Origin of the sequence: Streptomyces sp. NPDC005281 (assembly GCF_040607495.1) — a bacterium.
In the GTDB taxonomy this organism is placed as follows: Bacteria; Actinomycetota; Actinomycetes; order Streptomycetales; family Streptomycetaceae; genus Streptomyces.
This window is the reverse complement of sequence record NZ_JBEXGX010000006.1, coordinates 311,625-333,126: the sequence shown is the minus strand read 5'-3', so window position 1 is coordinate 333,126 and position 21,502 is coordinate 311,625. Positions and strand designations below refer to the sequence as shown.

Below are 21,502 nucleotides of genomic sequence, written 5' to 3'. Positions count from 1 at the left end.
GCTGACGGTCGGCGGCGGTGTCCGCACCGCCGAGGACGTCGACAAGCTGCTGCGGGCCGTGTTTCGTGCGTGGGGGCGTGGTTGGCCAAGGCCGGTGATTCTGCCGATGTACGGGGCGGGTCCTGGGCGGACAGTTGCCACCGCAACCATTGAGACGGACCCCCGCCGTCGCGTGGCGCGCGTCCTCCGGTTCCCCATGCCGGTGCGGTGCCTCGACCGCGGCGCGGGCCCGTCCTCCCTCACCGAGAGGACGCACCCACCGTGACCGTGCAGCAGCTGAACCGCGTACTCCCCGCCACGCCCGGCGGACCCGAACCGTCCCCCCGTCGACCGCACCGGCTCACGAGCCGGCTGGTGCGGGCCGGCCTCGCGGTGCTCCTGGCCGCGGGCGGCCTCGTCGCCGCCCAGGCCACCGGGGCGCGGGCCGTCGCCGGAACACGGGCGCTCTCGGCGCAGGCCGCCACGAATCCGTACGAGCGCGGCCCCGCCCCCTCGAACGCGAGCATCGAGGCGGCCACCGGGCCCTACGCCGTCTCCACGGCCACCGTCTCCGCCCTGTCCGTGAGCGGCTTCGGCGGCGGCACGGTCTACTACCCGACCTCGACCGCCGACGGCACGTTCGGCGCGGTCGCCGTCGCCCCCGGGTACACCGCCTACCAGTCGTCCATCGCCTGGCTCGGGCCCCGGCTCGCCTCCCAGGGTTTCGTGGTGTTCACCATCGACACCCTCACCACTCTCGACCAGCCCGACAGCCGCGGCCGGCAGTTGCTGGCCGCGCTCGACTACCTGACCCGGAGCAGTTCCGTGCGGACCAGGATCGACAGCGGCCGGCTCGGTGTCATGGGCCACTCGATGGGCGGCGGCGGCACACTGGAGGCCGCGAAGAGCCGTCCCTCGCTCCAGGCGGCGATCCCGCTCACCGCCTGGAACCTGGACACCACCTGGCCGGAGATCAAGACGCCGACCCTGATCGTGGGCGCCGACGGTGACACGATCGCGCCGGTCGCCACGCACTCCGAGCCCTTCTACGCGAGTCTGCCGAGCTCGCTCGACAAGGCGTACCTGGAACTCAGGGGCGCCACCCACTTCACGCCCAACAGCGCGAACACGACGATCGCGAAGTACAGCATCGCGTGGCTGAAGCGGTTCATCGACGACGACACCCGGTACGAGCAGTTCCTCTGCCCGCTGCCGCAGACCTCCCCGACGATCGCCCAGTACCAGGGCAACTGCCCGCACACCTCCTGACCCGCCCGCACGGTCCGACCCGTGCGCGGGTGACGGCCGCCGCTTTCGGCGGCCGTCACCCGCAGGTGTGTCCGGGGGCGCGCCGCCGCGCTTGTGCGGGCGCACAAGCCTTGCCCCGCGGCCCTGGGAGCCTGCCCAGCCGCCGTCCCGGCGAAGGCCTTGTCCGCCCAGGTCAGACAGGGTTTCCGGGTCCGTCGGCGCAAGTGAACGCGGGGCTTCCGCCGTCGTTTACGCGGAAGTAACGTGACGGTCGTGACGGGAAACTCGACCGCGCGAAGCCTCCTCCGGACAGCGGCCCGGAGTTCATTGCCGTCGCCCGTGAGGGGCACGCCGAACGAGCCGGACCCGGGCCGCGTCCCCGGCCGGCCGCCCGCCCCCGGGCACGAGCCGCAACCGGACGCGCCACGCCCGGCCCGCACCCTCTACGCCACCGTCGCACCGGCCCGCCGCCGCGCGCGGCGGGCCGGCTGCCGGCTGCCGGCTGATCCCCATACCGGGGAACCGCGCGCACTGCCGGTCCTCTTCCACCGGGCTTCGGCCGCTCGCGCCGCCACACCGGGCCTCGGTGACGCGCTCGCGGCGGAGGCGGAGCCGACGAACGGCGGACTCACACACGCGGAGCGTTCGGCGGCCCGGGAGCGGTCGGCCGAACTCACCGCCGACGCGGGACTGCGCGCCGTGCGCCTGGTCGACGCCGCCGAACAGGCCCGGCTGGCCGGACTGCCGCACCGCGCACGGGAGTTGCTCGCGCGCGCGGATCGCGAGGGCCCGCACGGCACCGTGCGCGGCGCGGCTCAGCTGGTGAGCGGACGGCTCGCGCTCCAGGACGGCCCGGTCGCCGACGCCCGCGAAGCGCTGCTCCTGGCCGCCGAGTTGCTGGCGCCCGCCGACGCCCACCGCGCCCTGGCCGCCCGGCTCGCCGCCGTCGAGGCGTCCTGGGCGATGGGCGACGCGGCGGCCTGTGCGGAAGCCCTGGGCCAGGGCCCGGCGCAGCCGCGGTCCGACCGGCTGCTCACGGCCTACCGGACGGGCCTGTCCGCGGTGATGCGCGGCCGCCCGGACAGCGGACGGCAGCCGTTGCGGGAGGTGGTGGCCGGAGCGGGGACGGCGGCCGGAGCCCTCGACGGCCCGGAGGCCCTGCTGCGGGCCGGCGGCGCCGCCCTCGTCGTCGGCGACCTCACCGCCGCGGCTCGCGCCAACTCCCGTGCCCTCGCCGTCGCCAGGGCCCGGGGCCCGTACATCCTGGTCGCCCAGGCGCTGGAACGGCTGGCCTACGGAGAGCTGCGCGCGGGCCGCCACGCCCGTGCTCGCGCCCATGCCGAGGACGGCCTGCGCACGGCTCTCGGCGCAGGTCAGGACAACCTCGCGTCGCACCACCACGCGATTCTCGCGCTGGTGGCGTCCGTCGAGGGTTCTCCGGAGTCCGTCGCGGAACACGCCGCGGCTGCCGAACGCGTCGCCGCGGCCCATGGGCTCGCGCAGGCGGCCACGCTGGCCCAGTGGGCGCGGGCCCGCGCCGACCTGGCCTGCGGCCGGCTCCCCGAGGCCGCGGCGCGGCTCGGCCCCCTGGTCGCGGCCGGCCCGCGCCGTGGCCATTTCGCGGTACGGATGCTCGCCGTCCCCTGCTTCGTCGAAGCCGCGGCCCGCACGGGACGGACGGATGCCGCCCGGTCGGCCGTGGCCGAGTTCGCCCACTGGTCCGATCAGGGCTCGGATCCCCAGGCCCGGGCCCAACTGGCCCGCTGCCGTGCACTGTTGAGCGACCCGGAGGAATGCGAGGCGCTGTTCCGCGCCGCGCTGGCCCAACACGACCGAGCGGCCGGGGACTTCGAACGCGGACGTACCCAACTCCTCTACGGCGCCTGGCTGCGACGGCGGCGCAGACCCGGTGAGGCCCGCCTTCGGCTGCGGGACGCGCTGGTGTCCTTCGAGCGCGGCGGGGCGCTCGGCTGGGCCGCCCAGGCGAGGGCCGAACTGCGGGCCACCGGAGACGCGGGACCGGGCGAACCGGCGGGCCCGCTCGGCCTTCTGACGCCCCAGCAGCTACGGATCGCGCGCTGCGTGGCGGAGGGGGCCACCAATCGCGAGGTGGCGCTGCGCCTGTCCGTGAGCCCCCGCACCGTGGACCACCACCTGCGCAATGTCTTCGCCGCGCTGGGGGTCCGCTCCCGGGTCGAGCTCTCCCGATGGGTGGACCGGGCCGAGAAGACCGTCGCACACCCCTAGGTACCGACCGGGCGGTATGTCATCCTGCGGGATCAGGAGGTGCGGAGCACCCGTGTGCCGCGTGTCGGCCCGGGCAGCCCGGCCGAGCCGACCCGGTGGAGGACAGCGATGCAGCACCTCGTACCCGACCACGTCCGGTACCGGCCCGGGCCGCGGCCCCCGGCACCGGACGCCCGCCCGGCTCTCGACGCGGAGGCGCTCCCGGTGCTGCACCGCGCCGCCCGGGCGCTGATGGCGGGGCTGCCCGAACTCTCCGAACGCCTGGTGGACCTCTTGGTGGCGCGTGAACCCGCGTACCGCGCGGCCATGGAGGCGGACGCGGAGAGCGTCCGCGACGAGGTGCGGCGCTCGCTGAAGCTCAACGTCGGATCCCTGATCCGGCCGGGTGAACTGCGCGAGGCCGCCCACCGCTGTTCCTGGGCCATCGGCAGGGCCCGCGCCGAACGCGGCTTTCCCCTGGACGCCCTGCTGCGGGCCTTCCGGCTGGGCGGCGGCATGATCTGGCAGGAGCTCGTCGACGAGACGACCCGCAGCCATCCCTCCGACGCGCGCCTGCTCGTGCACGTGGCCGCCGACGTCTGGAACTTCGTCGACGACCACTGCGCCGTCGCCGCCGACGCCTACCGCCAGACCGAGCGCGAGCTGATGTGGCGCAGGGAGAACCGGCTGCGGCTGATGACGGCCGCCCTCCTCGACGGCACCGCCCGGATCGCCGATCTGCCGGCCACCGCCGCCGCCCTCGGCCTTCCCGAACAGGGCCGGTACGCGGTGCTGCTGGTCCGCCTGCCGGCCGGCCGGGCGTTCACGGACGTACGCGGCCAGGTGTGCCTTCCGGGCCTGCGGATCCTCTGGTACCGCGACCGCGACCGTGACGGCGGGGGCTGCTACGGCATCGTCCTGCTCGGCGGCCGTTCACCTGACGGGGAGCGGCCCGGCCGAGGTCACGACGGCGGCCCCTTCGAGGCGGGCCCCGGGCCGGTGCCCGCCTCGGCGGCCGAGGCGGCTCCGGACGTCGCCGGCGGCCCGAGCGGGAAGCGACCGGGGACGCGCGGACCCGTGATGGACGCCGGGGAGATCGCCCGCCGGCTGACCGCACCGCAGGTCGCCCGGGTCGGAGTGAGCCCGGTCGTGGAGGGGCTCGCGGCGATCGGTGACGCCCGCCGGCTGGCCGACACCGCCCTGCGGGCCTGTCCGCGCTCCGGCGGAACCGTCGTCCTGGAGGAGCATCTGCCCGCCGCGCTCGTCGTCTCCGCGCCGGTCCTCGGCGCGGCGCTGTCGGAGCGGGTTCTCGGGCCGCTGCTTCGGCTGGACCCGTCCGAGCGGGACGTCATGCTGGACACGCTGAGGGTCTGGCTCGACTGCGACGGCTCCGCCCAGCGGGCCGCGGGGCGCCTCTACTGCCACCGCAACACCGTCCTGAACAGGCTGCGCCGCTGCGAACAGCTCACCGGCCGCGCTCTGACCCGGCCGGCGGACGTCGTGGAGTTGTTCCTGGCCCTGGAGGCACACTCCCTGCTCGATCCATGAGGTCCCTCCCGCGCCCCGGTCCCCCCGACCCGGTCCCTCCCGCGATCCCGGTACGGAGGTGAAAGTCCCGCCGACCGCGGCGTGCGGAACGGGACCGGTGGCGCAGGTCGGGAGCGACGGCGGGGCAGGCCGGGCGGGCCGGTGGGGCAGGTCGGGTGGGCCGCCGGCCGGGCCGTACCGACGCGTCCGGGCACGGCAGGTCCGGGCGCGCCGCCCGGACCGGTCCGCGCCCGGGCGATCCGGACAACGCCCCTGGAGCCCGGAGGCCCCGCTGCTCCTAGATTCCCAGCTGCTTCGCCTCGTGGAGCTTGGTGATCGCGTCCTTGTCGCCGTCCAGCTCGACGTCCGCCACGGCCTGCCGGCCGAACGCGAACAGCAGCAGCTCGGACGGCTCACCGGTCACCGTCACCACCGGCGTCGCCTTGTTCAGCACCGCCGTCTGGCCGTTCGGGCGGCGCAGGACCACGCCCGTCGGAGCGCCGCGGCCCATCAGCCGGGCCGTCCGCTCCAGGCGCGACCACAGGGCCTCCTGGAACACCGGGTCCAGCTCGCGCGGCGTCCAGTCCGGCTGCGCCCGCCGTACGTCCTCGGTGTGGACGTAGAACTCCACCACGTTCGACGCCTCGTCCACCTGCTTCAGGGAGAACGGGGAGAACCGCGGCGGACCCGTACGGAGCAGCTGGATCAGCTCCTCGTACGGCTTCTCGGCGAACTCCGCCATCACCCGCTCCAGCCGGGACGCGAGCTGTTTGACGACGACACCGCCGGCGGCGTCGAGGCGCCGCTCGCGCACCACCACGTGCGCGGCGAGGTCCCGGCTGCTCCAGCCCTCGCACAGGGTCGGGGCGTCCGGTCCCACCGCGTCCAACAGATCGGCCAGGAGGAGCCGTTCGCGCTTCGCATGGGTCGACATGCCAGCCAGCCTACGGCCGGGCACCCGCTCCGCCCACCGGAGAGCGCGGCGGATCCGGCCGGGCACGGCCTGTGGAAGACCGCACAGGTCCGGCCTGTGGACAACGGCCGGGAGGGACGGCCCGGCGCGGCACAATGGCACCCATGACCAGCACGCCCCCCGCCAGCAGCCTGGACCCCGAGATCGCCGCCCGCCTCAAGCGCAGCGCCGACGGACTCGTCCCCGCCATCGCCCAGCAGTACGACACCGGTGAGGTGCTGATGCTCGGCTGGATGGACGACGAGGCACTGCACCGCACGCTCACCACGGGCCGCTGCACCTACTGGTCCCGCAGCCGCCAGGAGTACTGGGTCAAGGGCGACACCTCCGGCCACTTCCAGCACGTCCGGTCGGTGGCCCTGGACTGCGACGCGGACACCCTGCTGGTGCGCGTCGACCAGGTGGGCGCCGCCTGCCACACCGGCGACCGCACCTGCTTCGACGCCGACGTGCTCCTGAAGGACTCCGGCGACCGGGCCGAGAGCGCCGATTCCGGTGCCCCGGCCGGGAATCAGTAAGGTCAGCCGCCATGGACCTCGAGACGTTCCGCAAGCTGGCCACCGACCGCCGTGTCATCCCCGTCAGCCGCAAACTGCTCGCGGACGGCGACACGCCGGTCGCGCTGTACCGCAAGCTGGCCGCCGAGCGCCCCGGCACGTTCCTGCTCGAATCCGCCGAGAACGGCCGCACCTCCCTGTCCTGGTCCCGCTACTCGTTCGTGGGTGTCCGCTCCGCCGCGACGCTCACCGAGCGCGACGGACAGGCGCACTGGCTCGGCACCCCGCCCGTCGGCGTCCCCGTCGACGGCGACCCGCTCGCGGCCCTGCGCGCCACCATCGAGGCGCTGCACACCCCGCAGGGCGAGGGACTGCCGCCCTTCACCGGCGGCATGGTCGGCTATCTGGGTTACGACATCGTGCGCCGCCTGGAGAAGATCGGCCCCGGCGAGCGGGACGACCTGAAGCTGCCCGAGCTGACCATGCTGCTCACCAGCGACCTCGCCGTCCTCGACCACTGGGACGGCTCGGTCCAGCTGATCGCCAACGCGATCAACCACAACGACCTGGACACCGGTGTCGACGAGGCGTACGCGGACGCCGTCGCCCGCCTCGACGCCATGGAGGCCGACCTCTCGCGCGCGGTGTCCCAGCCGCCCGCCGCGCTCCCGCCCTCCGAACTCCCCGAGTACACCGCGCTCTGGGGCGGCCCCGACTTCCAGGACGCCGTCGAGGACATCAAGGAGCGCATCCGGGCCGGCGAGGCCTTCCAGGTCGTCCCCTCCCAGCGCTTCGAAACGCCGTGCACGGCCAGCGCGTTGGACGTCTACCGGGTCCTGCGGGCGACCAACCCCTCGCCGTACATGTACCTGTTCCGCTTCGACGGGTTCGATGTCGTCGGCTCCTCCCCGGAGGCGCTGGTCAAGGTCGAGGGCGGACAGGCCATGGTGCATCCCATCGCGGGCACCCGGCCGCGCGGCGCGACCGTCCAGGACGACCAGGCCCTCGCCGACGAACTGATCGCCGACCCCAAGGAGCGCGCCGAGCACCTCATGCTCGTCGACCTGGGGCGCAACGACCTCGGACGGGTCTGCGAGCCCGGTTCCGTCGAGGTCGTCGACTTCATGTCCATCGAGCGGTACTCGCACGTGATGCACATCGTGTCCACGGTGACCGGCCGGGTCGCCGCCGGCCGTACGGCCTTCGACGTGCTCACCGCCTGCTTCCCCGCCGGAACGCTTTCCGGCGCACCCAAGCCGCGCGCGATGCAGATCATCGACGAACTGGAGCCGTCCCGGCGCGGGCTGTACGGCGGCTGCGTCGGTTACCTCGACTTCGCCGGCGACTCCGACACCGCCATCGCCATCCGTACGGCCCTGCTGCGCGACGGCACGGCCTACGTACAGGCCGGCGCCGGCATCGTCGCCGACTCCGTCCCGCAGGCGGAGGACGACGAGTGCCGCAACAAGGCGGCCGCGGTCCTGCGCGCGGTCCACACGGCGAACCGCCTCGGGCGGTAGCGCGACGCTCCGGCGGGCGGCCGCCGTACGGCCCGGCTGTGTCCGGGCTGTACGACGACTGTCCCCCGGCTGTGTCCAGGGTGTGCGCGACGGCGGCGGAACGCGGCCGATAGGACGAGGGTCACGCAACCCCGAATGACGGTTCGCCCGGGGTTCAGGCGATAGTGGGGTCTGTGACTGCTGTTCCTCACCCACGAACCGAAGCCGCGGGACCCGCCCGGTCCGGCCGCCGCAGCCTTGCCGTGACCCTGCTGAGCGGCGCGCTCGGCGCGGCCGTCGTCCTGCTCGCCACCCGGCAGAGCTGGGCGCGGGGGACCGCGACCGTGGCCGGCGGCGACTTCCCGCTGACCGCCAAGGGCAGCGACATCACGGGTGTGCCCGCGGCGCTCGCGATAGTCGGCCTCGCCGCGCTCGTCGCCGTCTTCGCCGTCCGCCGCTCCGGCCGCCTCCTGGTCTCCGCGCTGCTCGCGCTCTCCGGCGCGGGCATCGCCGTCGCCGCCGTCCTCGGCGTGAGCGACAGCTCCGCCCTCGACGAGCGGGCCGCCGCCGCCTCCGGCAACACCGCCGCCACCGCGGCCGGGCTCAGCCACACCCTGTGGCCGTACGTGGCCGCTGCGGGCGGCGCGCTCATCCTGCTGGCCGGGCTGCTCGCGCTGCGCCACGGCCGCTCCTGGCCCGTCATGTCCGGCCGCTACGAGCGGGACGGCACGCCCCGGCCCCGCAAGGCCAAGCCGGTCGACCCGGACCGCCCCGAGGACCTCTGGAAGGCGCTCGACCGCGGCGAGGACCCCACCGGCCCGGACCCGGCCGGGACGTAGGTCCCCGGCCCCCGGGGCCCCGGCCCCGGGCCCTTCGTCGTGACCCGGCCCGACCGGCGCGCATGGGGTGACCCCCCGCTCACACCGGACCCGTGCGTACGGGACAATGGGCGGTGAGCGTCCGACTCACACACGCATACAGCAACGAGGAGCAAGTCATGGCGGGCAGCAGCCACGGTCACACCCCGGCCGCCTGGACCGGTGTCATCATCGCCTTCATCGGTTTCTGCGTCGCGGGTGCCTTCATGGTCAAGGCCGAACCGCTGGGCTTCTGGGCCGGCATGGTCATCGTCGTCCTCGGCGGTGTCGTGGGCATGGTCATGCGGAGCATGGGTCTCGGCCAGCCGAAGACCGCCGCCACGCACTCCGTGAACACGGCCGGCTCCACCGTGGGCGCCGACGCCTGACCCACTGAGGCTTCACGGAAGGCGGCCCCGGCACCCTGCCGGGGCCGCCTTCCGCATGTCCGGGCGTCGCCCCCCGCAGACGCGCGCGTCTGCCTCCCGGGTACGCGCGTGACGCCTTCCGGGTGCGTGCGTGACGCCTCCCGCCTACGCACGTGACGACCTCCGCGGGTCCGGGCGTGACGTCTTCCGCGTACGCGCGTGACGCCTTCCGCGGGTGCGGGCGTGACGCCTTCCGGGTACGCGGGCGAGCGCCCGCCACCCGTGCGAGGCAGAATGCGTCGCGTGAACGCCGAAACCCAGAGGGTGACGCGGACCGGGCCGGACGCGGGCGTCCTGCGACGGCTCGCCGTTCCCGGCGCGCTGCTCGCGACCGTCGCCGGAGCCTTCGCGTACGTCGGGACCGTCGACCCCGACGAGCCCGGCCACTACCCCGTCTGCCCGCTCTTCCGCCTCACCGGCCTGTACTGCCCCGGCTGCGGCGGTCTGCGCAGCGCGCACGCCTTCGTGCACGGCGACCTCGCCACGGCGCTCACGGACAACGCGCTCGCTGTCGGCGGCTACCTGGTCTTCGCCCTCGTGTGGTCCTTCTGGGTGATCCGCGCGGCACGCGGACGGCCGGCCCGGCTCGATCTGGGACCGGTGCACCTGTGGAGCGTCGGCGCGTTGGTGCTGGTCTTCACGGTTGTCCGGAACCTGCCCTCCGGCGGCTGGCTGCATCCTTGATCGAACGGTAAATGTCCAGGTAGTGGGACCGGCGTCAACCGGATGCGAGGGCTACGCCTTCCTCCGGATACCATCGCAGTGACCCGACTTATCCGTCAGGACGGTGAACCCGGGTCCACTGCCCCACCGCTTCAACCGTCCACCGCAGGGAAGGGGGCCGCTCGCGTGAGTGTGCTCGACGAGATCATCGACGGAGTCCGTGCCGACCTCGCGGAACGGCAGGCGCGCGTCAGCCTCGACGAGCTCAAGGAGCGCGCGGCGAAGGCTCCGGCGGCCAAGGACGGCGTGGCCGCCCTCCGCGGCGACAGCGTCAAGGTCATCTGCGAGGTCAAGCGGTCCAGCCCGTCCAAGGGCGCGCTCGCCGCGATCGCCGACCCGGCGGCCCTGGCCGCCGACTACGAGGCGGGCGGCGCGGCCGTCATCTCCGTCCTCACCGAACAGCGCCGCTTCGGCGGCTCGCTCGCCGACCTGGAGGCCGTCCGCGCCCGCGTGGACATCCCGGTGCTGCGCAAGGACTTCATCGTCACGTCGTACCAGCTGTGGGAGGCCCGCGCGTACGGTGCCGACCTGGCGCTGCTCATCGTCGCGGCCCTCGAACAGCCCGCCCTCGAGTCCCTCATCGAGCGCGCCGAGTCCATCGGGCTCACGCCGCTGGTCGAGGTGCACAACGAGGACGAGGTCGAGCGGGCGGTCGACGCCGGGGCGAAGATCATCGGTGTCAACGCGCGCGACCTGAAGACTCTGAAGGTCGACCGTACGACCTTCGAGCGGGTCGCCCCCGAGATCCCCGACACCATCGTCAAGATCGCCGAGTCCGGTGTCCGCGGACCGCACGACCTCATCGCGTACGCCAACGCGGGCGCCGACGCGGTCCTGGTCGGCGAGTCCCTCGTCACCGGCCGCGACCCGAAGACCGCGGTCTCCGACCTCGTCGCCGCGGGCGCCCACCCGGCCCTGCGGCACGGACGGGACTGACCCGCCGGTGCCCGCCCCGACCCTCGCCCCCGCCGTACCCCGTCCGGGCCTTCGCCCCGACGGCGTACCGGCGCGCGCGGGGTCGGCCGCACCACGTCGGGCCGCACCACGTCAGGCCGTACCCCGGCAGGGTTCACCTCGTCCGGCCGTACCGCGCCCGACAGCCTCCACTGCGGGCGCTCCGCTCTCGGCCGCGCTTCGTCCGGTCGTACCGCACGTCTCCCTCTCCAGGGATCCGTACCCCAAGTGCGCCCGGGTGCGGTCCGCCGTCGTGCTCCCGGTTCCCTCGGCGGCCCGTGACCCCTACGCCCGTCTCGCCCGCGGCTGCCGGCCGCGCGGCTGCCGGGCGCCCGCCCGCCGTGTGCACGGGCGCCGGGTCCGTTACGTCATCGGCGACGAGCCGGGGCAGGTCAACGGCATGCGATGGCCCGAGCGCGTACGCGCGCTCACGCCCTCCTCGGCCTGATCACCTTCACGGGTGAACCGGGCCCCGTCCCCCTCCGCCGCGAGCCGGGCCGGCCCCACCGCAAGCGTGGACCGGTCCGAGTCCGCGGCACGGGCGGACCGGGCCGCGTCCACCCCGCACAGGGACCGAGCCGGAATCCGGCACCCCCGGTCCTCGCGACGGCACGTCCGTCGGCTGCGCGGGCGGACCTGCGGCAGGAGCGGCATCGTCACCGGCGGAGCAGCCGGTGACGGTCGGAGCGCGCGTGCGTCCGGTTCCCGTGACCCTGTCCGATCCCTGACCGGGGCTGTCGCCCCTGCGAGGTATCCGCATGCCCAGCGAGTTCTTCATTCCCGACCCCGACGGTCAAGTCCCCAGCGCCGAAGGCTACTTCGGCGCCTTCGGCGGCAAGTTCATCCCGGAGGCGCTGGTCGCCGCCGTGGACGAGGTCGCCGTCGAGTACGACAAGGCGAAGGCCGACCCCGAGTTCGCCCGCGAGCTCGACGACCTGCTCGTCCACTACACCGGACGCCCGAGCTCCCTCACCGAGGTGCCCCGCTTCGCCGAACACGCCGGCGGCGCGCGGATCTTCCTCAAGCGCGAGGACCTCAACCACACCGGCTCGCACAAGATCAACAATGTGCTCGGCCAGGCCCTGCTGACCCGGCGCATGGGCAAGACCCGCGTCATCGCGGAGACCGGCGCCGGCCAGCACGGCGTCGCCACGGCCACCGCGTGCGCGCTCTTCGGCCTCGAATGCACCATCTACATGGGCGAGATCGACACCCGGCGCCAGGCACTGAACGTGGCCCGGATGCGCATGCTCGGCGCCGAGGTCATCGCCGTGAAGTCCGGCTCCCGCACCCTGAAGGACGCCATCAACGAGGCGTTCCGCGACTGGGTCGCCAACGTCGACCGCACGCACTACCTCTTCGGGACCGTCGCCGGCCCGCACCCCTTCCCCGCCATGGTCCGCGACTTCCACCGGGTCATCGGCGTCGAGGCCCGCCGGCAGATCCTGGAGCGCGCCGGACGGCTGCCCGACGCCGCCGTCGCCTGCGTCGGCGGCGGCTCCAACGCCATCGGCCTCTTCCACGCCTTCATCCCCGACAGCGGGGTACGCCTGATCGGCTGCGAGCCGGCCGGTCACGGCCTGGAGACCGGCGAACACGCGGCGACCCTGACCGCGGGCGAGCCCGGCATCCTGCACGGATCGCGGTCGTACGTCCTCCAGGACGACGAGGGCCAGATCACCGAGCCCTACTCGATCTCGGCCGGACTGGACTACCCCGGCATCGGCCCCGAGCACTCCTACCTCAAGGACAGCGGCCGCGCCGAGTACCGCGCGGTCACCGACGACGCGGCGATGCAGGCCCTGCGGCTGCTCTCCCGCACCGAGGGCATCATCCCGGCCATCGAGAGCGCCCACGCGCTCGCCGGGGCCCTGGAGGTCGGCAAGGAGCTGGGCAGGGACGGGCTGATCGTCGTCAACCTGTCCGGGCGCGGCGACAAGGACATGGACACCGCCGCCCGCTACTTCGGCCTGTACGACGAGGGCGCCGACGGCGTCGTCGCGGCGGACGCCGACACCGAGAACGCCGAGATCGAGGGGGACGTCAAGTGAGCGGCAACATCCGGCTGTTGAGCGACACCCTCGCCGGCGCGAAGGCCCAGGGGCGGTCCGCCCTCATCGCCTACCTGCCCGCCGGCTTCCCGACCGTCGACGGCGGCATCGCGGCGATCAAGGCGGTCTTCGACGGCGGCGCCGACGTCGTCGAGGTCGGACTGCCGCACAGCGACCCCGTCCTCGACGGCCCCGTCATCCAGACCGCCGACGACATCGCCCTGCGCGGCGGCGTCAGGATCGCGGACGTGATGCGGACCGTCCGGGAGGCGTTCGAGGCCACCGGCAAGCCCGTCCTCGTCATGACGTACTGGAACCCGATCGACCGCTACGGGATCGAGCGCTTCACCGCCGAGCTCGCCGATGCGGGCGGCGCGGGCTGCATCCTGCCCGACCTGCCGGTCCAGGAGTCGGCGCTGTGGAGGGAGCACGCCGACAAGCACGGTCTCGCGACCGTCTTCGTCGTCGCGCCCAGCAGCAAGGACGCCCGGCTCGCCGAGATCACCGCGGCCGGCAGCGGCTTCGTGTACGCGGCCTCGCTGATGGGGGTCACCGGGACCCGGGAGTCGGTCGGGAACCAGGCCCAGGACCTGGTCGCACGCACCAAGGCGACCACCGGTCTGCCCGTCTGCGTCGGCCTGGGCGTCTCCAGCGCCGCGCAGGCCGCCGAGGTGGCCCGCTTCGCCGACGGTGTGATCGTCGGCTCGGCGTTCGTGAAGCGGATGCTGGACGCGCCCGACGAGGCGGCCGGCCTCGAAGCGGTACGGGAACTCGCGGCCGACCTCGCCAAGGGTGTGCGCGGAACGGCGTAACGCGACGGAGCCGATCCGCACGCGGCAGATCTGCGTGTAACGGACAATCCGCTCACTCGAACGAGTGGACCTTGGACCGGGGAGGCGCGCTGCGCCTCCCCGGTTCGTTCTGCCGGATGTGAGCGAGAAGAACCGTGACGGAAAGCGCAACGCCCGCGAGCGGCTGGCGGCCGAGCGAGAGAAGCAGAAGGCCGCGGACAAGCGCCGCCGCGCGCTGATCGTGGGGGCGTCGGTGATCTGCGTCCTCGGCCTGGCCGCCGTGATCGGCGTGGTGGCCGCCAACTCGGGCAAGGACAAGAAGAGCGACACCTCGGGCCCGGTCGTGTCGCCCTCGGGCGCCACCGGCAAGGACAGTCTCGCGATCCCCGTCGGCAAGGACGGCGCCAAGTCGACCCTCACGGTGTGGGAGGACTTCCGCTGCCCGGCCTGCCAGGCCTTCGAGACGGCCTACCGCCCGACCATCCACGAACTGGTCGACGCCGGTCAGCTGAAGGTCGAGTATCACCTCGTCACCCTGATCGACGGCAACATGGGCGGCAGCGGCTCCCGCAAGGCCGCCAACGCCGCGGCCTGTGCCCAGGACGCCGGGAAGTTCCGCGAGTACCACGACGTGCTGTACGAGAACCAGCCCAAGGAGACCGACGACGCCTTCGCCGACAACGCCAAGCTCATCGAGCTGGCCGGCAAGGTGGGCGGTCTGGACACCCCGGCCTTCCGCACGTGCGTGAACGACGGCACCCACGACAGCTGGGTCCAGAAGTCGAACGCCGCGTTCCAGGCCGGCGGCTTCACGGGCACCCCGACCGTGCTCCTGGGCGGCAAGAACATCTACGCGGACCAGTCGATGACCCCCGCCAAGCTCAAGCAGATGGTGGAGGCGGCCAACAAGGGCTGAGCCGTCCGCACGCTCCGGCGCCCCCCGCCTTCCGCGGGCCGGGGGCGCCGCACGTTATGGACCCGTTGCGGGCCTGCCCGTCGCGGGTGGCGTCCGGCACGGTAGCGTCGACCTTGCCATGGAACTTGCCTACATTCCCAGCCCGTCGCACGGTGTGCTGCATCTCGGCCCCATTCCGCTGCGCGGCTACGCGTTCTGCATCATCATCGGCGTCTTCCTAGCCGTCTGGCTGGGCAACAAGCGCTGGATCGCCCGTGGAGGGCGGGCCGGCACGGTGGCCGACATCGCGGTCTGGGCCGTGCCCTTCGGCCTCGTCGGCGGCCGGCTCTACCACGTGATCACGGACTACGAGCTGTACTTCAGCGAGGGCCGCGACTGGGTGGACGCCTTCAAGATCTGGCAGGGCGGGCTCGGCATCTGGGGCGCCATCGCCCTCGGTGCGCTGGGCGCCTGGATCGGGTGCCGCCGCCGCGGTATCCCGCTGCCGGCCTGGGCCGACGCCGTGGCACCCGGCATCGCCTTCGCCCAGGCGTGCGGGCGCTGGGGCAACTGGTTCAACCAGGAGCTGTACGGCAAGCCGACGGACGTTCCGTGGGCGCTGCACATCACGTCCTCCACGGACGGGCGCGTCCCCGGCTACTACCACCCGACATTCCTGTACGAGTCCCTGTGGTGCGTCGGCGTCGGCCTCCTGGTCATCTGGGCCGACCGCCGCTTCAAGATGGGCCACGGGCGGGCCTTCGCCCTGTACGTCGCCGCGTACTGCGTCGGCCGGGGCTGGATCGAGTACATGCGTGTCGACGACGCCCACCACATCCTGGGCCTGCGTCTCAACGACTGGACCGCGATGGTGGTCTTCGTCCTCGCGGTGCTCTACATCGTGATCTCGTCCCGGCTGCGCCCGGGCCGGGAGGAGATCGTCGAGCCCCACGCCGACGAGGACGCGCCGGCCGAGGACGACGCGACGGCCTCCGCCGAGGACAAGGCCGACGACAAGGCCGCGGACAAGGCCGACGACAAGGCCGCGGACAAGTCCGAGGGCGAGGCCGGGACGGACGGCAGGAGCGGGGACGGGGACGAGGACGGGACCGACGGCGGCTCCGTCGACCTCGGCAAGGAGACCGTCACCGGGTCCGACACGTCCTCGGTGAACGCTGGTTCCGCCTCCGGGACGGAGTCCGAGAAGGAGACCGAGACCGAGACCGAGGCACAGCCCGTGGCGCGGGACGAGGCCGGGTCGGCCAAGAAGAGCTGAGTTCTCCCCGTACACATGAAGGGGGCGCCGCGTCCGGGACGCGGCGCCCCCTTCATGTGTACGGCCCGTTGTCCCGGCACCCCGTCCCGCACCCGTCGTCGCGCACGCGGCGTCCCGGTGGCCTGTGGTCTCAGACCCGGCGCTGAGCGAGGGCGAGGGTGCGGCGGGCGCCCGTGACCACCGCCGCGTCGATGAAACGGCCGTCCGGCAGGGCCTGCGCGCCCGGGTCGGCGGCGGCCGCCCTGATGACGGCCTCGGCGGAATCGACCTCGGCCGGGGTGGGGAGGTAGGCCCGCTCGATGATCGGGAGCTGGCGGGGGTGGATCGCCGCCCGCCCGAGGAAGCCGAGGGCGCGACCACGCGCGCAGGACGCGGCCAGGCCCTCCACATCGCGGATGTCGGGATAGACCGACTGGGCCGGTGGGGGCAGCCCCGCCGCCCGCGCGGCCACGACCAGGCGGGCCCGGGACCAGTCGAGGCCCGCCTCGTCACGGACACCCAGATCGGCCCGCAGATCGCTCTCGCCGAGCGAGATGCCGCGCAGCGCGCGATGGGACGACGCGATGGAGTACGCCTGCTCGATGCCCAGAGCCGTCTCCAGCAGGGCGTAGAGCGGGATCGTCTCACCCGCGTCGGGGGTCGCGTTCTCCGCCACCCGTATGACGTCGGAGCGCGAGGTCACCTTCGGCAGCCGCAGGCCGGACAGCCCGCGCAGCGGCGAGAGCGTCTTCAGGTCGGCGTCGCAGAACGGGCCGTCGAGGGCGTTGACCCGGACGTGAACCGGGACGGGCGGTGCCTCGGCGAGCAGGTCGGCGGTGGCGGAGCGGGCGTACTCCTTGCGGTGCGGCGCGACCGCGTCCTCCAGATCGACGAGGACGACGTCCGCGCCCGAGACCAGCGCCTTGGCCACCACCTCGGGACGGTCTCCCGGAGCGTAGAGCCAGGTCAGCGGCAGGAGGTCCGCGGTCACAGCGCCCCCTCCGCCCTCAGTTCCTCGATCTCGGGCGCCGTCAGGCCGAGTTCGGCGAGTACGGCGTCGGTGTCCGCGCCGTGCGGACGGCCCGCCCAGTGGATGGCGCCGGGGGTCTCGGAGAGCCGGAAGAGGACGTTCTGCATGCGCAGCGGCCCGAGCTCGGGGTCGTCGACGCTGGTGACGGTGTCCAGGGCCTGGTACTGGGGGTCGCTCATGACGTCCCGGACGTCCTGGACCGGCGCGATCGCCGCTTCCGCCTTCTCGAAGGCGGCGAGGACCTCGTCCCGGGTGCGTTCGGCGATCCACGCGCCGACGGCACCGTCCAGGATGTCGGCGTGGCGGGCCCGGTCCGCGCCGGTCGCGAACCACGGCTCGTCGATCACGTCGGGGCGGCCGACCAGGCGCATCACCCGCTCGGCGATCGACTGCGCCGACGTCGAGACCGCGACCCAGGAGCCGTCCGCCGTGCGATAGGTGTTGCGGGGCGCGTTGTTCGCCGAGCGGTTTCCGGTGCGGGGCTGGACATGGCCCAGCTGGTCGTACCAGATCGGCTGCGGGCCGAGGACGGTCAGGATCGGCTCGATGATCGCCATGTCGATCACCTGACCCTCGCCGGTGCGGTCGCGGGCCCGCAGCGCGGTCAGCACGGCGTACGCGGTCGCGAGGCCGGCGATCGAGTCGGCCAGACCGAACGGGGGGAGGGTCGGCGGCGCGTCCGGCTCGCCGGTGATCGCCGCGAAGCCGCTCATCGCCTCCGCGAGCGTGCCGAAGCCGGGGCGGTGGGCGTAGGGGCCGAACTGGCCGAAGGCGGTGACCCGGGCGAGGATCAGCCGGGGGTTGGCCGCGGACAGCTCCGCCCAGCCGAGGTCCCACTTCTCCAGGGTGCCCGGACGGAAGTTCTCGATGATCACGTCGGCGTCGGCGGCGAGCCGGAGCAGGGTCTCACGGCCGCCCCGCTTGGACAGGTCGAGTGTGATCGTGCGCTTGTTGCGGCCGAGGAGCTTCCACCACAGGCCGATACCGTCCTTCGAGGGTCCGTGTCCCCGGGACGGGTCCGGCCGGCGGGGGTGTTCGACCTTCACGACCTCCGCGCCGAAGTCGCCGAGCATCGTGGCGGCGAGCGGCCCGGCGAACAGGGTCGCGAGGTCGAGGACGCGCAGGCCGCCGAGGGGGCCGCCCCCGGTGGGGCCGTTCATCCGCCGGCCTGCGTGTCGATCTCGGAGCGGTAGGGCATCGAGGACGTCGCCCCGTGCCGCTGCACCGACACCGAGGCGGCCGCCGACGCCCACACGAGGGCCTCCGACATCTCCCGGCCCTCGGCGAGCGCCACCGCCAGGGTGCCGACGAAGGTGTCGCCCGCTCCGGTGGAGTCGACGGCGGTCACCCTCGGGGCGGGCACTGTGATGGGGTCGGCGCCCCTGGTCGCGTACAGGCTGCCCTCCGCGCCCAGGGTGACGACGACCTCCGGGACCTGTTCGAGCAGGGCGGCGGCGGCTCCGCGCGGGTCGGTGAAGCCGGTGAGCGCGGCGGCCTCGTGCTGGTTGGGCACCAAGAGGTCGATGGACGCGAGCAGTTGGGGCGGCAGGAACTGTGCGGGGGCCGGTGTCAGGATGGTGCGGACGCCGTGTCTGCGCGCGGCCTCCGCGCCGGAGAGCACGGCCTCCATCGGGATCTCGAGCTGGAGGAGAAGCGCGTCGGCGCTGGCGATGAGGCCCTCGTCGCCGGGGGCCAGGGAGGTGACGGTGCCGTTGGCGCCGGGGATGACGACGATCGCGTTGCCGCCCTCGTCGTCCACCACGATGTGCGCGGTGCCCGACGGTCCCTCGGTGGTGCGCAGATGGTCGGTGTTCACGCCGAAGTGCTCGAGCGTGGAACGGAGTTGGCTGCCGAAGGAGTCGGCGCCCACGGCGCCGACCAGGGAGACGTCGGCGCCCGCGTGCGCGGCGGCCACCGCCTGGTTCGCGCCCTTGCCGCCGGGGACCGTGCGGAACTCCCGTCCCGTCACGGTCTCTCCGCGCTGCGGGGCTTTGGCGACATACGCGACGAGGTCCATGTTCGTGCTGCCGAGCACGGCGATATGGGTCATGGGCGAACGGTCTCCCGTTGTGTGAGGTGGGCGAGGGCGTCGAAGCCGATGCCGTCGAAGTCGGCGACGGAGGTGGCGAGCCGGTTCTTGAGGGGGGCCGTCCAGTGGGCGGGCAGGGCGGCGGGGTCGCCCGCGAGCAGGCCGGCGATGCTTCCGGCCGTCGCGCCGTTCGAGTCGGTGTCGAGACCGCCGGACACCGCCCGGCAGACAGAGCCGCCGAAGTCGCCGTCCGCGTGGGTGAGCGCGGCGGCGATCAGCGCGGTGTTCGGGACGGCGTGGACCCAGTGGCAGTCGCGGTGGGTGGCGTGCAGTTCGTCGACGACCGCGTCGAAGTCCGGTGTCGTACGGGCGAGGTGGACGGCGTGGCGGACGGCCCGGGCCAGCCGGGAGCCGGGCGGGACGACTCTCAGTCCGGTGCGCAGGCACGAGTGGACGTCACTGGTCCCGGTGGCGGCCTCGGCGACGGCGGCGGCCGTGAACATCGCCGCGTAGACGCCGTTGGCCGTGTGGGTGAGGGCCGCGTCGCGGTGGGCCTGTTCGGCGGCCCTGGCCGGGTCGCCCGGGTTGGTCCAGCCGTGCACGTCCGCGCGGATCAGCGCGCCGATCCACTCACGGAACGGGTTGTGCCGGAGGGCGGTCTCCGGGGGCTCGATGCCGCCGAGGAGGTTGCGGTAGGCGACGCGTTCCGCGGTGAAGGCGCGCCCCGCGGGGAGTTCGTCGAGCCAGAGGCGGGCCACGTCGGCGGTGGTGAAGTCCCGGCCGTACCGCTGGAGCAGCAGAAGGTTCAGGAGCGGGTAGTTGAGGTCGTCGTCCTCGGGCATCCCGTCGATGTTCTCGGCCAGCGAAGTGGCGGCCGAGCGCCGGTTCCAGGGGTGTGCGGCCAGCAGGTCCGGGGGTACGCCCCTCGCGGTGAACCAGGTGCGCAGGGGCCAGTTGCCGGAGGCTCGCGCGAGGGCCCGGATCGCTTCGAGGGGGAGCTTCTCCACGGGTTTGCCGAGCAGGCAGCCCACGGCCCGCCCGAGCCAGGCCGCTTCCAGGCGGGCCGGGCCGGGGGAGGGCACGGGCGCGTACCGCGGGGGCGGCCAGTCGGGGCACTGTGCCTTGATCAGTGCCGGATCCGTCGGTTCGTCGTCCGCCAACCTGCCCGGCAGGGCGGCGAGTTCGTCGAGGAGGACGGCCGCCAGCCGGCGCAGGGACGGCGAGGCCGGGGTCGCCGAGGCGCCCGCGCGCAGCGGGGCGGGGCGTCCGCCCGCCGCGTACCAGCGGGCGGCGACGCGGGAGGGATCCCGGCCGTCCTGCACGGCCTGGTGGATCTCGTGGCCGAGGAGGTCCTCGGGCTGGACCCAGGTCAGCCGGAGCACGGTGCTCCCGCCAGCGCGGCGTACGCCGTCTCGTGGGCCCGGCGGCGGTGGACGTCACGGTCGAAGATCTCCCGGGTCACCTCGGCGAGCGTACGCGCCGGGGCGTCCAGGTCGAGGCGGCTGGACTCGGCCACCGTCTTGGCCCAGTCGTGCGGGACCTCGGCGCCCAGCGCGCCGGCGAGGGCGCCGGCCATGGTGGCGATGGAGTCGCAGTCCCGGCCGTAGTTGACCGAACCGAGGACCGCGTGCCGGAAGTCGCCGCCCGACACCAGCAACATGCCGAGCGCGATGGGTAGTTCCTCGATGGAGTGGAGCCGGGAGGGGCGCCGGGCGCCGAGGGAGGGGGACCGGTAGTCGGGGCCGACCGTGTCGAAGGGGGCCACCGCCCGGCGCAGCGGGGCGAGCGCCGACTCGAAGTCCGTGTGCCGGGAGGCCACTTCGCAGACCGCCTCGACGGCGGCGCGGGTGCCGTCCTTGGCCAGCGCGAGGCACGCGGCGACGACCGAGCCCGGGGTCGCGCCGGGGGAGCAGGCCGCCGCCACGGCCGCCGCGAAGACGCCCGCGGCCTCGCGCCCGTACGAGGACTGGTGGGCGCCCGCGATGTCGAGCGCCTCGGCGTACGCGCCCGCCGGGTTCGCCGCGTTGACGAGGCCGACCGGGGCCATGTACATCGCGGCACCGCAGTTGACGATGTTGCCCGTGCCGGCCTCCCGGGGGTCCACATGGCCGTAGTGGAGGCGGGCGACCATCCACTTCTCGGCGAGGAAGATCCGCTGGAGGGGGAGGGCCTCGGCCTCCAGCTCCGGGATCCAGCGGGGTGTCGTCATCAGGTCCGGGACCAGGTGCTCGGCCACCGCGTAGGCGTCGAGGTGGTCGCGGACGGTGGCGTACACCCGTACCAGCGCATGGGTCATCAAGGTGTCGTCGGTGACATGTCCGTCGCCCTTGTGGTAGGGGGCGATGGGGCGGGCGGTGGGCCAGGCGTCGCCGTTCCAGGGGCCGACGACGCCGTGCACGCGGCCGCCGTGACGTTCGGCGATCTGCTCGGGGGAGTACCCCTCGACGGGGCCGCCGAGCGCGTCGCCGACGGCGGCTCCGACCAGGGCTCCGCCGATCCGTTCGTCGAGGGTTCCTGTTCCTTCTCCTTTGGGCGTCATG

At 73.8% G+C, this 21,502-nt stretch carries 20 protein-coding genes; 14 read left to right on the top strand and 6 right to left on the bottom strand.

Features of this window, described 5'->3' with window-relative positions; translation table 11 throughout:
- The first annotated feature begins 261 nt into the window (after positions 1–261).
- The 3 genes from ABZV42_RS12050 (at position 262) to ABZV42_RS12040 (ending at position 5,001) form a co-directional block, all read left to right on the top strand.
- Positions 262–1,248: an alpha/beta hydrolase gene (locus ABZV42_RS12050; protein WP_356051807.1), complete on the top strand. Its 987-nt coding sequence runs from the start codon at positions 262–264 to the stop codon at positions 1,246–1,248.
- Positions 1,249–1,566: 318 nt separating this feature from the next.
- Entirely contained in the window at positions 1,567–3,474 is a 1,908-nt protein-coding gene (locus tag ABZV42_RS12045; protein ID WP_355991003.1) for a LuxR C-terminal-related transcriptional regulator, read from the top strand.
- Between the two features lie 108 nt (positions 3,475–3,582).
- Entirely contained in the window at positions 3,583–5,001 is a 1,419-nt protein-coding gene (locus ABZV42_RS12040; protein WP_355991001.1) for a helix-turn-helix domain-containing protein, read from the top strand.
- A gap of 277 nt (positions 5,002–5,278) precedes the next feature.
- On the opposite strand, the gene ABZV42_RS12035 is transcribed toward ABZV42_RS12040, so the two are convergent.
- Complete coding sequence (locus ABZV42_RS12035; protein ID WP_355990998.1) at positions 5,279–5,914, bottom strand: TIGR03085 family metal-binding protein; 636 nt, start codon at positions 5,912–5,914, stop codon at positions 5,279–5,281.
- A gap of 143 nt (positions 5,915–6,057) precedes the next feature.
- Between ABZV42_RS12035 and hisI the strand changes: the two genes are divergently transcribed.
- From hisI to lgt, 11 genes are all read left to right on the top strand, one after another.
- Positions 6,058–6,471 carry a phosphoribosyl-AMP cyclohydrolase gene (hisI, locus tag ABZV42_RS12030; RefSeq protein WP_355990995.1) on the top strand — a complete coding sequence of 138 codons (414 nt, stop codon included), beginning with the start codon at positions 6,058–6,060 and terminating at the stop codon, positions 6,469–6,471.
- Between the two features lie 11 nt (positions 6,472–6,482).
- Positions 6,483–7,970 carry an anthranilate synthase component I gene (locus ABZV42_RS12025; RefSeq protein WP_355990992.1) on the top strand — a complete coding sequence of 496 codons (1,488 nt, stop codon included), beginning with the start codon at positions 6,483–6,485 and terminating at the stop codon, positions 7,968–7,970.
- Positions 7,971–8,134: 164 nt separating this feature from the next.
- Entirely contained in the window at positions 8,135–8,788 is a 654-nt protein-coding gene (locus ABZV42_RS12020; protein ID WP_355990990.1) for a TIGR02234 family membrane protein, read from the top strand.
- 158 nt (positions 8,789–8,946) lie between these two features.
- A complete protein-coding gene (locus tag ABZV42_RS12015) occupies positions 8,947–9,195 on the top strand; it encodes an HGxxPAAW family protein (protein ID WP_355990988.1) in 249 nt (82 codons plus the stop codon).
- Positions 9,196–9,468: 273 nt separating this feature from the next.
- Entirely contained in the window at positions 9,469–9,918 is a 450-nt protein-coding gene (locus ABZV42_RS12010) for a DUF2752 domain-containing protein (RefSeq protein WP_356051805.1), read from the top strand.
- A gap of 165 nt (positions 9,919–10,083) precedes the next feature.
- Positions 10,084–10,893 (top strand): indole-3-glycerol phosphate synthase TrpC, encoded by an 810-nt coding sequence (trpC, locus tag ABZV42_RS12005; RefSeq protein WP_355990983.1) that lies wholly within the window; start codon positions 10,084–10,086, stop codon positions 10,891–10,893.
- Positions 10,894–11,149: 256 nt separating this feature from the next.
- The gene (locus ABZV42_RS12000; RefSeq protein WP_356051804.1) at positions 11,150–11,359 is read left to right on the top strand and encodes a tryptophan synthase subunit(beta); all 210 of its coding nucleotides are present in this window, start codon (positions 11,150–11,152) and stop codon (positions 11,357–11,359) included.
- 310 nt (positions 11,360–11,669) lie between these two features.
- Positions 11,670–12,962 (top strand): tryptophan synthase subunit beta, encoded by a 1,293-nt coding sequence (gene trpB / locus ABZV42_RS11995; RefSeq protein WP_355990978.1) that lies wholly within the window; start codon positions 11,670–11,672, stop codon positions 12,960–12,962.
- Positions 12,959–13,774 carry a tryptophan synthase subunit alpha gene (trpA, locus tag ABZV42_RS11990; RefSeq protein ID WP_355990975.1) on the top strand — a complete coding sequence of 272 codons (816 nt, stop codon included), beginning with the start codon at positions 12,959–12,961 and terminating at the stop codon, positions 13,772–13,774. Before trpB ends, trpA begins: the two co-directional genes overlap by 4 nt.
- A gap of 118 nt (positions 13,775–13,892) precedes the next feature.
- On the top strand, positions 13,893–14,669 hold the full coding sequence (locus ABZV42_RS11985; RefSeq protein ID WP_355990973.1) for a thioredoxin domain-containing protein: 777 nt from the start codon (positions 13,893–13,895) through the stop codon (positions 14,667–14,669).
- Between the two features lie 118 nt (positions 14,670–14,787).
- Positions 14,788–15,924: a prolipoprotein diacylglyceryl transferase gene (lgt, locus tag ABZV42_RS11980; protein ID WP_356051802.1), complete on the top strand. Its 1,137-nt coding sequence runs from the start codon at positions 14,788–14,790 to the stop codon at positions 15,922–15,924.
- Between the two features lie 130 nt (positions 15,925–16,054).
- Here the strand turns inward: lgt and ABZV42_RS11975 are convergent, their stop codons facing one another.
- The 5 genes from ABZV42_RS11975 to ABZV42_RS11955 are packed head-to-tail and all read right to left on the bottom strand — an operon-like array spanning position 16,055 to position 21,501.
- Positions 16,055–16,894 carry a CoA ester lyase gene (locus tag ABZV42_RS11975; protein ID WP_356051801.1) on the bottom strand — a complete coding sequence of 280 codons (840 nt, stop codon included), beginning with the start codon at positions 16,892–16,894 and terminating at the stop codon, positions 16,055–16,057.
- The gene (locus ABZV42_RS11970) at positions 16,891–18,093 is read right to left on the bottom strand and encodes a CoA transferase (protein ID WP_355983807.1); all 1,203 of its coding nucleotides are present in this window, start codon (positions 18,091–18,093) and stop codon (positions 16,891–16,893) included. The genes ABZV42_RS11975 and ABZV42_RS11970 overlap by 4 nt, the downstream gene beginning before the upstream one ends.
- Positions 18,090–18,983: a ribokinase gene (rbsK, locus tag ABZV42_RS11965; protein WP_355983806.1), complete on the bottom strand. Its 894-nt coding sequence runs from the start codon at positions 18,981–18,983 to the stop codon at positions 18,090–18,092. Before rbsK ends, ABZV42_RS11970 begins: the two co-directional genes overlap by 4 nt.
- Positions 18,980–20,344 carry an ADP-ribosylglycohydrolase family protein gene (locus ABZV42_RS11960; RefSeq protein ID WP_355983805.1) on the bottom strand — a complete coding sequence of 455 codons (1,365 nt, stop codon included), beginning with the start codon at positions 20,342–20,344 and terminating at the stop codon, positions 18,980–18,982. The genes rbsK and ABZV42_RS11960 overlap by 4 nt, the downstream gene beginning before the upstream one ends.
- Complete coding sequence (locus ABZV42_RS11955; RefSeq protein ID WP_356051799.1) at positions 20,332–21,501, bottom strand: ADP-ribosylglycohydrolase family protein; 1,170 nt, start codon at positions 21,499–21,501, stop codon at positions 20,332–20,334. The genes ABZV42_RS11960 and ABZV42_RS11955 overlap by 13 nt, the downstream gene beginning before the upstream one ends.
- Position 21,502 lies beyond the last annotated feature (1 nt).